At 72.9% G+C, this 12,890-nt stretch carries 10 protein-coding genes; 8 read left to right on the top strand and 2 right to left on the bottom strand.

The features are described from left to right. From AC29IT_RS02585 to AC29IT_RS02560, 6 genes are all read left to right on the top strand, one after another. On the top strand, nucleotides 1-1,404 hold the full coding sequence (locus AC29IT_RS02585; protein ID WP_488217681.1) for a carboxyl transferase domain-containing protein: 1,404 nt from the start codon (nucleotides 1-3) through the stop codon (nucleotides 1,402-1,404). A gap of 1,175 nt (nucleotides 1,405-2,579) precedes the next feature. Continuing rightward, on the top strand, nucleotides 2,580-3,362 hold the full coding sequence (locus AC29IT_RS02580; protein ID WP_488217911.1) for a 2,3-dihydro-2,3-dihydroxybenzoate dehydrogenase: 783 nt from the start codon (nucleotides 2,580-2,582) through the stop codon (nucleotides 3,360-3,362). Nucleotides 3,363-3,397: 35 nt separating this feature from the next. Next, nucleotides 3,398-4,657: an isochorismate synthase DhbC gene (dhbC, locus tag AC29IT_RS02575; protein WP_488217680.1), complete on the top strand. Its 1,260-nt coding sequence runs from the start codon at nucleotides 3,398-3,400 to the stop codon at nucleotides 4,655-4,657. Between the two features lie 43 nt (nucleotides 4,658-4,700). After that, a complete protein-coding gene (locus AC29IT_RS02570; protein WP_488217679.1) occupies nucleotides 4,701-6,329 on the top strand; it encodes a (2,3-dihydroxybenzoyl)adenylate synthase in 1,629 nt (542 codons plus the stop codon). Nucleotides 6,330-6,424: 95 nt separating this feature from the next. After that, the gene (locus AC29IT_RS02565; protein ID WP_358445644.1) at nucleotides 6,425-7,078 is read left to right on the top strand and encodes an isochorismatase family protein; all 654 of its coding nucleotides are present in this window, start codon (nucleotides 6,425-6,427) and stop codon (nucleotides 7,076-7,078) included. Next, nucleotides 7,075-7,377 (top strand): phosphopantetheine-binding protein, encoded by a 303-nt coding sequence (locus tag AC29IT_RS02560; RefSeq protein WP_488217678.1) that lies wholly within the window; start codon nucleotides 7,075-7,077, stop codon nucleotides 7,375-7,377. Before AC29IT_RS02565 ends, AC29IT_RS02560 begins: the two co-directional genes overlap by 4 nt. Before the next feature lie 42 nt (nucleotides 7,378-7,419). On the opposite strand, the gene AC29IT_RS02555 is transcribed toward AC29IT_RS02560, so the two are convergent. After that, nucleotides 7,420-9,012 carry a GAF domain-containing protein gene (locus AC29IT_RS02555; protein WP_488217677.1) on the bottom strand — a complete coding sequence of 531 codons (1,593 nt, stop codon included), beginning with the start codon at nucleotides 9,010-9,012 and terminating at the stop codon, nucleotides 7,420-7,422. 279 nt (nucleotides 9,013-9,291) lie between these two features. Between AC29IT_RS02555 and exaC the strand changes: the two genes are divergently transcribed. After that, nucleotides 9,292-10,815, top strand: a complete 1,524-nt coding sequence (gene exaC / locus AC29IT_RS02550; protein WP_488217676.1) for an acetaldehyde dehydrogenase ExaC — start codon at nucleotides 9,292-9,294, stop codon at nucleotides 10,813-10,815. Then, nucleotides 10,815-11,222, top strand: a complete 408-nt coding sequence (locus AC29IT_RS02545; RefSeq protein WP_358445650.1) for a DUF779 domain-containing protein — start codon at nucleotides 10,815-10,817, stop codon at nucleotides 11,220-11,222. Before exaC ends, AC29IT_RS02545 begins: the two co-directional genes overlap by 1 nt. A 42-nt stretch (nucleotides 11,223-11,264) precedes the next feature. Here the strand turns inward: AC29IT_RS02545 and AC29IT_RS02540 are convergent, their stop codons facing one another. Beyond that, a complete protein-coding gene (locus tag AC29IT_RS02540) occupies nucleotides 11,265-12,827 on the bottom strand; it encodes a beta-N-acetylhexosaminidase (protein ID WP_488217675.1) in 1,563 nt (520 codons plus the stop codon). Nucleotides 12,828-12,890 lie beyond the last annotated feature (63 nt).

The following is a 12,890-nucleotide window of genomic DNA, read 5'->3' as shown; positions in this document are numbered from 1 at the left end:
GTGGGCGCGCGCGAGCTGATCACCGCGGTGTGCGCGGACTTCACCGAGTTCGCGCCGCGCCGCACCGGAACCAGCCCGGCGGACGGCCCGCTGGACTGGGACGGGTACGGCGAGCAGCGGCAGCGGGCCGCCGAGCGCACCGGCGCGGCGGAATCGGTGCGCTGCGGGCTCGGCTCGGTCGGGTCCGGTCGCGCGGTGCTGATCGCCTTCGAGTTCGGCTTCCTCGGCGGCTCGGTCGGCGAGGAGGCGGGCGCCCGGGTGGTGGACGCCTTCGACCGGGCCCGGGAACTGCGACTGCCGGTGGTCTCGCTGGTCGCGTCCGGGGGTAGCCGGATGCAGGAGGGGATTCGCGCGCTCACCCAGCTGCAGACGATCGCGCAGGCCTGCTCGCAGACCCGGCGGGCGGGCCTGCCGCACGTGGCGGTGCTGCGCGATCCGACGACCGGCGGCATGTGGGCGTCGCTGGCCGCGGGCGCCGACGTGGTGCTCGCGGTGCCCGGCGCGGAGGTCGCGTTCGGCGGCAGCCGGGTGCGCCCGGCCGAGGAGTCGGGGGAGGAGTTCACCGCGGCCGGGAAGTTCGCCGCGGGCCAGGTCGACCGGTTGGTGCCCGAGGACGAGCTGCCCGCGGTGCTGGCCGAGCTGATGGACCTGCTGCGACCGGGCCGTGCGGTCCCGGAACCCGTCGCACCGCCCGCGCCGCCGAGTGCCGGACCGCCGCCGAGTGCCGGATCGCAGTCGAGTGCCGGACCGCCGCCGAGCCCCGGACGGCAGTCGAGCCCCGCGCCGGAGACCGGGTGGGCGGCGGTGCAGCGGGCCCGCGCGGCCGGGCGCCCGCGCGCCGTCGAGCACTTGGACGCCTTCTTCTCCCGCCGGTTCGCGCTCAGCGGTGACCGGGCCGGCGGCGTGGATTCGGGAATGCTGTGCGGAATCGGCGAGCACGAGGGCCGCACCGTCGCCTACGCCGCGCAGACCGGCACCGCGAACACCCCGGCCGGTTTCCGCACCGCGGCCCGGCTGGTGCGGCTGGCGGACCGGCTGCGGCTGCCGGTGCTGACGCTGGTGGACACCCCGGGGGCGGCGAACGGCGCGGCGGCCGAGCTCGCCGGGGCCGGGCCCGCGATCGGCGAGCTGTTCACCGCGGTCGCCGAGGCGGAGGTGCCGATCACCACCGTCGTGATCGGCGAGGGCGGGTCCGGGGGAGCGCTGGCGCTGGCCGCGCCGGGGTCGACGTGGATCACCGCGGACGCCTACTTCGCCGTCATCGCCCCGGAATCGGCGGCGTCGATCCTCAAGCTCCCGCCGGAGCAGGTGCCGCACCTGGCGGACCGGTTGCGGTTGCGGCCCCGGGACCTGCTCGAACTCGGCTTCGTCCGCGACATCCTCGACCGGCCCCCGCCCGGCTGACCGGCCGCCACCGGCAGCGGGCCCGTGCCATCCGCGGCCCCGACCCGATCGCACGAATCTCCCCGCACAGCAACGAGAGCCCATCCCCGCGTCTGCGGGGCCGACCAGCTGGTGGCGGCCGTGGGGATGCCCACCGGGGGACCATCCCCGCGCCTGCGGGGCCGACCGCATTACCTGTTCCCATCCGCCACCCATGAGCGGACCATCCCCGCGCCCGCGGGGCCGACTAGAGGTAGCCGCCGACGATGGGACCATCCCCGCGCCCGCGGGGCCGACACTTCTTGACCTGCTGGTTCATCTCGTGGAGGTCTGATTTTCATTCACCCCGCTTCGTAGGCGGGGTTCGAGGTCCTGTGGTGGCTTCATGTGTTCGGGACTGGTTCGTCGGTAGGCATCGCTACGGTTCGTGCGTCCGATGTTACTGAGGGGGACGGGGACGGAGGTGTGCATGGTGGAAATCGAGGCCCGCCAAGCACAAGAGGAACGATCCGGCTGCGCCTCCGACCGCAACAGGCATCCATGATCAACACCCAGAACGCACTGAATGAAAACAGCCCCATCCGTCGATAAACCCGCAGTTCAACAAGTGTCGGCCCCGCGCACGCGGGGATGCTCCCGCGATGAGCCGGTGCCGGTTGTTCGTCGGCACGTCGGCCCCGCGCACGCGGGGATGCTCCCCGGTATTCCTCCAGCCGGGCGGCGAGATCGGCGTCGGCCTCGCGCACGCGGGGATGCTCCCGCGATCAGTTCTCGCAGTTGCGGCGCCCACCCGTCGGACCCGCGCACGCGGAGATGCTCCTGAGGATGCGGTGCGTGCGTCGGATGAGTTGGAGTCAGCCCTGCACGCGGGGATGACCCGATGGTGCGAGCGCCGGCGAGATTCCTGGAGGCGTCGGCCCCGCGCAGGTAGGGATGGTCCGCCCGGCCAGGACAAGACCGCAGGGGAGGCGCACGTCGGCCCCGCTCGTGTGGGGACGCGTGTCCGCGCCTCCTCGGCGAGGACCGCGTCCGCTGGTGCTGAGGGCAACCGGGCGCGTGGGGGTGCGGGACCAGATGTGATGGTCATCCCCTACCGAACCCCGCTGTGGTCAGGTTAGCCTAACCATACAGGGCTGAGCCGGTCTCGGAACAGGAGAACGAGCCCGGTCGTGGCAGCAGCCGAGGGGAAGGACGAGATGGACCGCAGTGGCATCAGCGGCCGGGTCGCGGTGGTGACCGGCGCCGCCCACGGTATCGGTACCGCTGTGGTGCACGCGCTCGGGGAGCTGGGGGCGACCGTCGTCGCCGTCGACCTCGACGCCGACGAACTCGCCGGAGTCGCCTCGACCGCGACCGGCAAGGGCCGCCGGGTGCTGGCCTGCCCCGCCGACGTCGCCGACTCCGCCGCCGTGGAATCCGTGGTCGAGCGCGCCGAACGCGAAGCGGGGCCGGTGGATCTGCTGGTCAACGTGGCGGGCATCCTGCGCCCCGGCACCGTGCAGGAGATCGACGAGGCGGACTGGCACCGCACCTTCGCGGTGAACACCACCGGCGTGTTCCACCTGTGCCGGTCGGTGTCGAAGCGGATGATCCCCCGCGGCCGCGGCTCCATCGTCACCGTCGGCTCCAACGCCGCGGGCGTTCCCCGCCAGGGCATGGCCGCCTACGGCGCCTCCAAAGCGGCCGCGACGCTGTTCACCAAGTCGCTCGGGCTGGAACTCGCCGAGCACGGCATCCGCTGCAACGTGGTCTCGCCCGGATCGACCGACACGCCGATGCAGCACCGGCTGTGGGACGAGCGCGGACCCGCACCGGTGATCGCCGGATCGCTGGAGACCTACAAGACCGGCATCCCGCTGGGCAAGCTGGCCACGGCCGAGGACGTCGCGGAGGCGGTCGTCTTCCTGCTCTCCGACCAGGCCGGGCACATCACGATGCACGATCTGTACGTCGACGGCGGCGCGACGCTGCGCGCCTGAGCCGCTCCTCGACCACCGCCGCACGGAAGGCACACATGACCATCGACAGCGATACCACCATGCGCGGAGAATCCGACGATCTCGGCGAGCGAGCCACCCCGGGCGTGCTGCTCGACCGGTACGCGGCGGGTTCCTCGTTCTTCTTCGCCTCGCCGCGCGGCTCGATGCTGGCGCGCGGCGTGGACGCCGTGGTGCCGAAGGCGACCTGTTCCGGAGGGCGCGACCGGCTCCCCGGTCAGGTCGCCGAATTCCTGCGCCACGCCGAGGAGTTCGGGCGGGAGAACCCCGTCGTCGTCGGTGCGGTGCCGTTCGGCGACAACCTGCCCGCGCACCTGGTGCTGCCCGCCGAGGTGGACCGGGCCGCACCGCTGTCCGAGCCGGTGCCCGCCCCCGACGCGCCCCGGGTGGACTACGAGGTCAAGCACGTCCCGGCACCGTCCGAGTACGAGCGCGCGGTGGAGCGGGTGCTCAAGCGGTTGCGCGACGGGGAGATGAGCAAGGTCGTGCTGGCCCGCTCCCTCGAACTGTCCACATCGGACCCGGTGGATCCGGCGGTGATGCTGCGGAACCTCGCGGGCACCGACCCGGGCGGGTACACCTACGCCGTGGACCTGCCGCGCCGCGGCCAGGACGGCTCCCGCGATTCCTTCGGCGAGCGGCCCGAGACCGGCCGCACCCTGCTCGGCGCCAGCCCGGAACTGCTGGTGTCGCTGGACGGCACCCGGGTGCGCTCCAACCCGCTGGCCGGTTCCCGGCCGCGCAGCGCGGACCCGGCGGAGGACCGCCGCCGCGCCGAGGAGCTGCAGCACTCCGAGAAGGACCTGCGCGAGCACGCCGCCGTCGTCGAAGCCGTGGTGGCCGCGCTGCGCCCGCTGTGCCGCGACCTCGTCGTCCCCGACGGGCCGTCGGTGGTGCACACCGCCGCGATGTGGCACCTGTCCACCGAGATCACCGGCGAACTCCTCGACCCGGAGACCACCTCGCTGCAGCTGGCCGTCGCGATGCACCCGACGCCCGCCGTGTGCGGCACCCCGCCCGAGGACGCCCGGGTCGCCATCGCCGAAGCGGAACCGTTCGAGCGCGGTTTCTACACCGGGATGGTCGGTTGGTGCGACGCCACCGGCGACGGAGAATGGGTGGTCACGATCAGGTGCGCCGAGATCGAGGACTCCGCGGTCCGCTTCTACGCGGGCGCCGGGATCGTCGAAGGTTCCGACCCGGCCGACGAACTCGCCGAGACCTCCGCCAAATTCCGCACCGCGCTTTCGGCGATGGGCTGGACGGACGCGCTGTAACCGCCCGACGCCACTGCCCACCACCGAACGAACAGGAACGACGATGCTGCCCGGATGCCCCACCTGGCCCGAGAAGGACGCCGCCCGCTACCGCGAAGCCGGGTACTGGCGCGGGGAGACCTTCGGCGAGATCCTCCGCGCCCGCGCCGCCGAGCACGGTGAGCGCGTCGCGGTCGTGGACGCCGAGCGCTCGCTGACCTACGGCGAGCTCGACACCCGCGCCGACCGGCTCGCGGCCGGGCTGCGCGAGCTCGGCATCGGCGCGCAGGACCGGGTCGTGGTGCAGCTGCCGAACATCGCCGAGTTCTTCGAGGTGTGCTTCGCGCTGTTCCGCCTCGGTGCGGTGCCGGTGTTCGCGCTGCCCTCGCACCGGTTGACCGAAGTGGCCTACTTCTGCGAGTTCGCCGAGGCCGCCGCCTACATCACCTGCGACGTGGAAGGCGGGTTCGACCACCGCGCGCTCGCCACCGAGGTGCTCGCGAAGGTGCCGGGGCTGCGCCACGTGCTCATCGCGGGCGACCCGGGCGAGTCCGGGTTCCGCGCGCTGTCCGGGATCGACGCCGAACCGTCCGATGTGGATGGTCCGGGGCCGGGGGACATCGCGTTCCTCCAGCTCTCCGGCGGCAGCACCGGGGTGCCCAAGCTCATCCCGCGCACCCACGACGACTACGCCTACTCGTTCCGCGCCAGCAACGAGATCTGCGGAGTCACCGCCGACACCACCTACCTGGTGGCGCTGCCCGCCGCGCACAACTTCCCGATGAGTTCGCCGGGCACGTTCGGCGTGCTGCAGGCCGGGGGCAAGGTGGTGCTCTCGCGCAGGCCCAGCCCCGACGAGGTCTTCCCGCTCGTGGAACGGGAACGGGTCACGCTGCTGGCCGCGGTGCCGCCGCTGGCGCTGGTGTGGCTGGACGCGGCGGCGAACACCGCGCACGACCTCTCCAGCCTGGAGGTGCTGCAGGTCGGCGGCGCCAAGTGCAGCGAGGAGGTCGCGCGCCGGGTCCGCCCGGTGCTCGGCGCCACCCTGCAGCAGGTGTTCGGCATGGCCGAGGGGCTCGTCAACTACACCCGGCTCGACGATCCCGAGGACGTGATCGTCGGCACCCAGGGCAGGCCGATCTCCCCGGACGACGAGGTCCTCGTCGTCGACGACGAGGACCGGCCCGTCGCCCCCGGCGGCACCGGGCACCTGCTCACCCGCGGGCCCTACACGATCCGCGGCTACTACAAGGCCGAGGAGCACAACGCCAAGGCGTTCACCCCCGAGGGCTTCTACCGCACCGGCGACGTCGTGCGGTTCACCGCCGAGGGCAACATCGTCGTCGAAGGCCGCGCCAAGGACCAGATCAACCGCGGCGGCGAGAAGGTCGCGGCCGAGGAGGTGGAGAACCACCTGCTGGCCCACCCCGCCGTGCACGACGCCGCCGTGGTGTCCATGCCGGACCCCTACCTCGGCGAGCGCACCTGCGCGTTCGTGGTCGCCCGCGGCGAGGCGCCGAAGGCCCGCGAACTGATCAAGTTCGTGCGGCAGCGCGGACTCGCCGGCTACAAGGTGCCCGACCGCGTCGAATTCATCGACGCGTTCCCGCAGACCGGCGTCGGCAAGGTCAGCAAGCGCGACCTGCGCGAAGCGATCCAGCGCGACCTGGTGCCGGAACTCGAACGTCGTTGACCGGCCGAGCGGCCCCGCGCGAACGGGGCGGGCCCGGCGATTCCCGGCCGGGGCGGCCCCGGACCGGACGTGGAGCAGGACAGGAGGACGCACAGGTGGGGTTGCCGACGATCGCGCCGTACCCGGTTCCGCGGCAGGACGAACTGCCCGCCAACCGGGTGGACTGGCGACCGGATGCGGACCGGGCCGTGCTGCTCGTGCACGACATGGAACGGCACTTCGTGAACGTGTTCGAGCCCGACGCCGAACCGCTCACCGAGGTCGTGCCGAACATCCGCAGGCTCGCCGCGGGCGCCCGCGCCGCCGGGGTCCCCGTCGTGTACTGCGCCCAGCCCAGCGGCCAGACCCCGCAGCAGCGCGGGCTCCAGCTGGAGTGGTGGGGGCCCGGTGTCGCCGACCCCGAGCAGGAGGCGATCATCGACGAGCTCGCGCCGGAACCCGGCGACGTGCGGCTGACCAAGTGGCGCTACAGCGCCTTCCAGCGCACCGAGCTGCGCGAGATGCTGCGCGGCTGGGGCCGCGACCAGCTGATCATCACCGGCATCTACGCGCACATCGGCTGCCTGATGACCGCGGCCGAAGCGTTCCAGCAGGAGGTCCAGGCCTTTCTGGCCGCCGACGCCGTCGCCGACTTCTCCGCCGAGGACCACCGGATGGCGGTGCAGTACGCGGCCAAGCGGTGCGCCGTGGTGGACTCGACGCAGCGGCTCGTCGAAGCGCTGGCGCCGCAGCCTTCCGCGGTGGCATGAGCGCCGCGACGACCGGACCGGGCTTCGCCGAAGCCGGTGGAGAACGGGTGCAGGAGGAGAACATGAGCGGGAAGCTGACCCTCGACGACGTGCGGGCCGACGTGGCCGAGCTGCTCTACGAGGACCCGGCCGAGATCAGCGACGAGGAGAACCTGCTGGACTGGGGCCTCGACTCGGTGCGGATCATGAGCCTGGTGGAGCGGTGGCGCACCAAGGGGGTCGAGGTCACCTTCGCCGACCTGGCCGAGCGCCCCAGCCTCGCCGAGTGGTGGACGGTGCTGGAGCCGAAGGCGGGCTGAGCCCCGCCGCCCCGCGGCCGCGGCACCCGCCGCGCGCACCGGTCAGGCCGGGTCGTGCAGCAGCCGGTGCAGCCGGGCCGCGACCGTGGGGCGGCGCCAGTCCTGCGCGGGCAGCACCGTCAGCAGCGCCTCGTGCACCTCGATGTCGTCGCGGCCCGCCGGGCCGTCGGCGAGCCGCCACAGCGGTTCCGGGTCGCGCGCCGCCAGCACGGCGCCGCGCAGGCCCGCCAGCAGGTCTTCCCGCTCCTCGCGGACCGCCGGTGCCTCCGAACTGGGCAGCAACGTGCCCCGGTGCAGGTCCAGCGCCGGGTCCAGCCGCCCAGCCCGCAGCGCGGTGCGCAGCTGCAGGAAGTCCGCGTCCACCTCGGCGGCGATCCGGTACGGCTTCGTCTGCACCACGTCGTGGCCGAGCTGGGTGCGCAGCCGGTGGATCTCGGCGCGCACCGTCACCGGGTTGCCCTGCTCGCCGTGCAGGGCCAGCGCGAGCTGTTCGGCGCTGAGGCCGTCGGGGGAGAGCGCGAGCACCGCCAGCAGCTCGGCGCGGCGCGGGCTCAGCGACACCTCGCGGCCGCGCAGCTCCGCGATCGGCCGGGACGTGAGGAAGCGCAGCCGCAGTGTCGGTGCCCGGGGTTCGTCCTGATCGGCCGAGTACGGTGCCGGGCCTGCCTCGGCGCTCGTGCCCGTTCCGGCGGCACGCGCCGGACCCGTCCCGGCCGCACCGCCCGAACCCGCCGGGCCGGGGCCCGCGACGGCCCGGGGCGCCCGCAGCAGGTACCCCTCGGCCAACGGCTCGATCCGCGCCTCCCGGCCGCTCAGCCGCAGCGCGCCCTCCGGGCGGTCCAGCTCGACCCGCTCCGGCAGCGCCAGATCACCCGGTTCGGCCGCGATCACCCGCCCGGTGGCGCTCAGCAGCGCCCCCGGTTCGCCGCGCAGCGCCCGCAGCACGTCCGAGTTCCGCTCCCGCAGCCGCTCGTCGCGGCGCGCCATCCAGTCCCGCAGCGTGCTCTCCACCAGCGTCGTCGCCGCCGCGACCAGCGCCGCCAGGGCCGGGTGCATCGTGTGCAGCGGCCCGCTGATGTCGATCGAGCCGAGGATGCGGCCGGTCTCCGGGTCGTGCACCGGGGAGGCCGCGCAGGTCCACGAGTGGTAGCGGCGCACCAGGTGCTCGGCCGAGTGGATCTGCACCGGGCGGCCGGTGGCCAGCGTGGTGCCCATCGCGTTGGTGCCCATCGAGGCTTCCGACCAGGTGGTGCCCTCGGACAGCTGCACCCGGTCCGCGGCCCGGCAGACGTTCGGATGCCCCTCGCGCCAGAGGATGTTCCCCTCGGCGTCGGTGATCACCATGATGTGCGTGGTGCCGTCCGCCGCGTCCAGCAGGGTGCGGCGCAGCAGCGGTACGCAGGCCGCGAGCGGATGCGCCGCGCGCATCTCCGCGAGCCGGTCGACGCCGACGCCCATCGGCGGTTCCACCCGGTCCGGGTCGACGCTGGCCGCCAGCGAGCGGCGCCAGGATTCGAACACCACCGCGCGCGGGGCGTGCGGCGCGCGCTCCCCGGAGAGCACGGCGCTGTGCACCCGCCGCAGCAGGCGGGCGCGTTCCATCGGGTCGGCGGGAATCTCGTCGGTGCGCTTCATGCCTCCGTGCTCACAACCGGGACGGGGCGGACACCGCCCTCGCTGAAGATCCAGAGCCGGTACGGTACTCGACCGCTCATGCGCGGTCACGCTCGGAAGCTGCTCCACCGGTGCGGCGGAGCGCGCCCGATCGGCCCATCCTGGACCGTGACGCGCGCAACAGGCAAGGACGCTCACCCCATTGCCAGCGGGGTGCGCCGCCCGTGGGCAACGTCACTGCAACGTCGCCGCCCGTAGCTTCGCGCCCAGCACCGCACAACGTCGTACGGGAGGCACCAGATGACGCTCTACGCAGCACCGGGGACCGAGGGCGCGGTGGTCGAGTACCGCTCGCGCTACGACCACTTCATCGGTGGCGAGTACGTCGCCCCCGCGAAGGGCGACTACTTCGAGAACCCCACCCCGATCACCGGCAAGGTGTTCACCGAGATCGCCCGCGGCACCGCGGACGACGTCGAGCGAGCCATCGACGCCGCCGAAGGCGCCGCACCCGCCTGGGGCCGCACCGCTCCGGCCGAGCGCGCCGGGGTGCTGCTGGCCATCGCCGACCGCATGGAGCAGAACCTGGAGAAGCTCGCGGTCGCGGAGAGCTGGGAGAACGGCAAGCCCGTCCGCGAGACGCTGGCCGCCGACATCCCGCTGGCGATCGACCACTTCCGCTACTTCGCGGGCGCGCTGCGCGCCCAGGAGGGCACCCTCTCGCAGGTCGACGAGGACACCGTCGCGTACCACTTCCACGAGCCGCTGGGCGTCGTCGGCCAGATCATCCCGTGGAACTTCCCGATCCTGATGGCGGTCTGGAAGATCGCGCCCGCGCTGGCCGGTGGCAACGCCATCGTGCTCAAACCGGCCGAGCAGACCCCGGCGTCCATCCACGTGCTGCTGGAGGTCATCTCCGACCTGCTGCCGCCGGGCGTGCTCAACGTCGTCAACGGCTTCGGCGTCGAGGCGGGCAAGCCGCTGGCCTCGAACTCGCGGATCCGCAAGGTCGCCTTCACCGGGGAGACCACCACCGGGCGGCTCATCCTGCAGTACGCCAGCGAGAACATCATCCCGGTGACGGTGGAGCTCGGCGGCAAGAGCCCGAACATCTTCTTCGACGACGTGGCCGCCCAGCGCGACGCCTTCTACGACAAGGCGCTGGAGGGCTTCGCCATGTTCGCCCTCAACCAGGGCGAGGTGTGCACCTGCCCGTCGCGGGCGCTGGTGCAGCAGGGCATCTACCGGGACTTCCTGGCCGACGCGGTCGCCCGCACCGAGAAGATCAAGACCGGGCACCCGCTGGACACCGACACCCAGATCGGCGCGCAGGCCAGCAACGACCAGCTGGAGAAGATCCTCTCCTACATCGACATCGGCAAGCAGGAGGGCGCCAAGGTCCTCACCGGCGGGGAGCGCATCGAGCACGGCGGCGAGCTCGCCGGCGGCTACTACGTGCAGCCCACCATCTTCGAGGGGCACAACAAGCAGCGGATCTTCCAGGAGGAGATCTTCGGGCCGGTGCTGTCGGTCGCGTCGTTCGCCGACTACGACGAGGCGATCAAGACCGCCAACGACACCCTCTACGGCCTCGGTGCGGGCGTGTGGGCCCGGGACGGTTCCACCGCCTACCGCGCGGGCCGCGACATCCAGGCGGGCCGGGTGTGGGTGAACAACTACCACGCCTACCCGGCGCACGCGGCGTTCGGCGGCTACAAGCAGTCCGGCATCGGCCGCGAGACGCACAAGATGATGCTGGACCACTACCAGCAGACGAAGAACCTCCTCATCAGCTACTCCCAGAGCGGTCCGGGGTTGTTCTGATGGCGGACGAGGACACGGGCACTCCCGCACGGGTGGCCGTGACGCCGGAGGCGGCGGATCTGATCCGCCGCCTCCGGGCCCAGCACGGCCCGGTGATGTTCCACCAGTCCGGCGGGTGCTGCGACGGCAGCGCCCCCATGTGCTATCCGCAGGGCGAGTTCCGCACCGGAGCGTCCGACGTGCACCTCGGCGACCTCGCCGTGGTTGACGAGGACGGGAACCCCGATCCGGTGCCGATGTGGATGTCCGGCGCCCAGTTCGAGTACTGGAAGCACACCCACCTCACCGTCGACGTGGTCCCGGGGCGGGGGAGCGGTTTCTCCTTGGAGGCGCCCGAAGGCGTGCGCTTCCTGATCCGGTCCCGGCTGCTCACCGACGAGGAGTGGGCCGGGCTCGGCGAGCGCTGACCGCGGTGCGGCCGGGCGGGGGGCCCGGCCGCACCGGAGGCCTCACGGCCAGTCGATCTGCGGGGATCGGGTGTAGCCGATGCCCGCCGCCTCCCAGCGCGGGCCCTGCTGCGCCAGCCGGGCCCGGAACGACTCCCAGTCGTGGGTGGCCGCGGGCGACCAGCCCAGCTCGGCGATCGCGGGCAGCCGCGGGAACGCCATCAGCTCGACGTGCTCGGAGTTCTCCAGCGTCTCCGTCCACATCGGAGCCTCCACGCCGTGCACCGCGTCCGCGGGCACCCCGGGCAGCAGCGTCGCCGGGTCCCAGCCGTAGGCGTCGGCGACCTCGACGTAGCCGGCCCAGCTCAGGCCCAGCTCGGTGGACTCGTCGTACTTCATGTCCAGGTAGGACCGGTCCGCGGGGGACAGCAGGATGCGGTTGCCGCGCTCGGCGGCCGCGGCCATCAGCTCCGCGTCGGCACCCTCGGTGCCCCAGTACTGCACGACCGATCCGGCGGCCGGTTCGGCCTTGGCGTACTCGTGCCAGCCGACCGCGGTCTTGCCGTACTTCGCCACGATCGGCAGCGCCCGGTCCATGAACGCCCGGTACTGCTCGTCGGTGGTGGCGTCCGCCTCGTCCCCGCCGATGTGCAGGTACGGGCCGGGGGTCAGGGCGGCGATCTCGCGGATCACGTCGTCCAGGAACTCGTAGGTGATGTCCGAGTCCACGCACAGCGAGCTGAACCCGACCTCGATGCCGGTGTACAGCGGCGGCGCGACCCCGTCGCAGTTGAGCTCGGCGTAGGAGGAGAGCGCCGCGTTGGTGTGCCCCGGGGTGTCGATCTCCGGGATGAGCGTGATGTGCCGCGATTCGGCGTGCGCCACGATCTCCGAGTAGTCCTGCTGCGTGTAGAAGCCGCCGGGCCCGCCGCCGACCTCGGTGCTGCCGCCGTGCTCGGTCAGCCGCGGCCAGTCGGTGATCTGGATCCGCCAGCCCTGGTCGTCGCTCAGGTGCAGGCGCAGGAAGTTCACCTTGTACCGCGCGAGCTGGTCGATGTAGCGCTTGACCGAGTCGACGTCGAAGAAGTGCCGGGCCACGTCGAGCCCGGCGGCACGGTGCTCGTAGCGCGGCCGGTCGGTGATCTCCCCGCCGGGCACCGTCCACGGCACGTCCTGCACCTGCGGGCTCTCGATCTCGGCGGGCAGCAGCTGGCGCAGCGTCTGCACGCCGTGGAACAGGCCGGTGTCGGTGGCGGCGTGCAGCGTGACCGCGTCCGCGGTGACCTCGAGCCGGTAGCCCTCCGGTCCGGCGTCCGGCTCGTCGAGGCGCAGCGCGAGGTCACCGCCGTCGGATACCGGCAGCGGGAACCCGGTGGCGGGCCGCAGCACCTCGGCGAGCCGGTCGGCGACCTCGGTGGCGCCGGGGTCGGCGCTGATCGCGCTGTCGGCGGTGAGCGCGAACTCGACGCCCGGCGCCTCCTGCACTGCTTCGGGAGCCGGGATGACCTGGTGCAGCCGCGCCTGCGGGTCCGCGGAGGCGTCGGGGGTGAGGGTGCTCAGGGCTCCGGCGGCGAGCACGCCGGTCAGCAGCGCCGCCGTCGCGGCGCGCACGGGGGTGAGGGGCATCGGCAACTCCCGGTCGGGGACGTGGTCGTAAAAGGTATAGACCACGCATCCCGCGTGGGCAGC

Source organism: Saccharopolyspora sp. MMCC62 (assembly GCF_057736575.1).
Note: the sequence above shows the minus strand (reverse complement) of the source record. Positions and strands in the feature narration are given on the sequence as shown.

What these genes read in the sequence shown, in the direction of transcription:
- AC29IT_RS02580 (WP_488217911.1), top strand. Translation starts at nt 2,580, where the DNA reads ATGGACCGCAGTGGCATCAGCGGCCGGGTCGCGGTGGTGACCGGCGCC.
- AC29IT_RS02560 (WP_488217678.1), top strand. Translation starts at nt 7,075, where the DNA reads ATGAGCGCCGCGACGACCGGACCGGGCTTCGCCGAAGCCGGTGGAGAA.
- AC29IT_RS02570 (WP_488217679.1), top strand. Translation starts at nt 4,701, where the DNA reads ATGCTGCCCGGATGCCCCACCTGGCCCGAGAAGGACGCCGCCCGCTAC.
- AC29IT_RS02545 (WP_358445650.1), top strand. Translation starts at nt 10,815, where the DNA reads ATGGCGGACGAGGACACGGGCACTCCCGCACGGGTGGCCGTGACGCCG.
- AC29IT_RS02555 (WP_488217677.1), bottom strand. Translation starts at nt 9,012, where the DNA reads ATGAAGCGCACCGACGAGATTCCCGCCGACCCGATGGAACGCGCCCGC.
- AC29IT_RS02540 (WP_488217675.1), bottom strand. Translation starts at nt 12,827, where the DNA reads ATGCCCCTCACCCCCGTGCGCGCCGCGACGGCGGCGCTGCTGACCGGC.
- dhbC (WP_488217680.1), top strand. Translation starts at nt 3,398, where the DNA reads ATGACCATCGACAGCGATACCACCATGCGCGGAGAATCCGACGATCTC.
- exaC (WP_488217676.1), top strand. Translation starts at nt 9,292, where the DNA reads ATGACGCTCTACGCAGCACCGGGGACCGAGGGCGCGGTGGTCGAGTAC.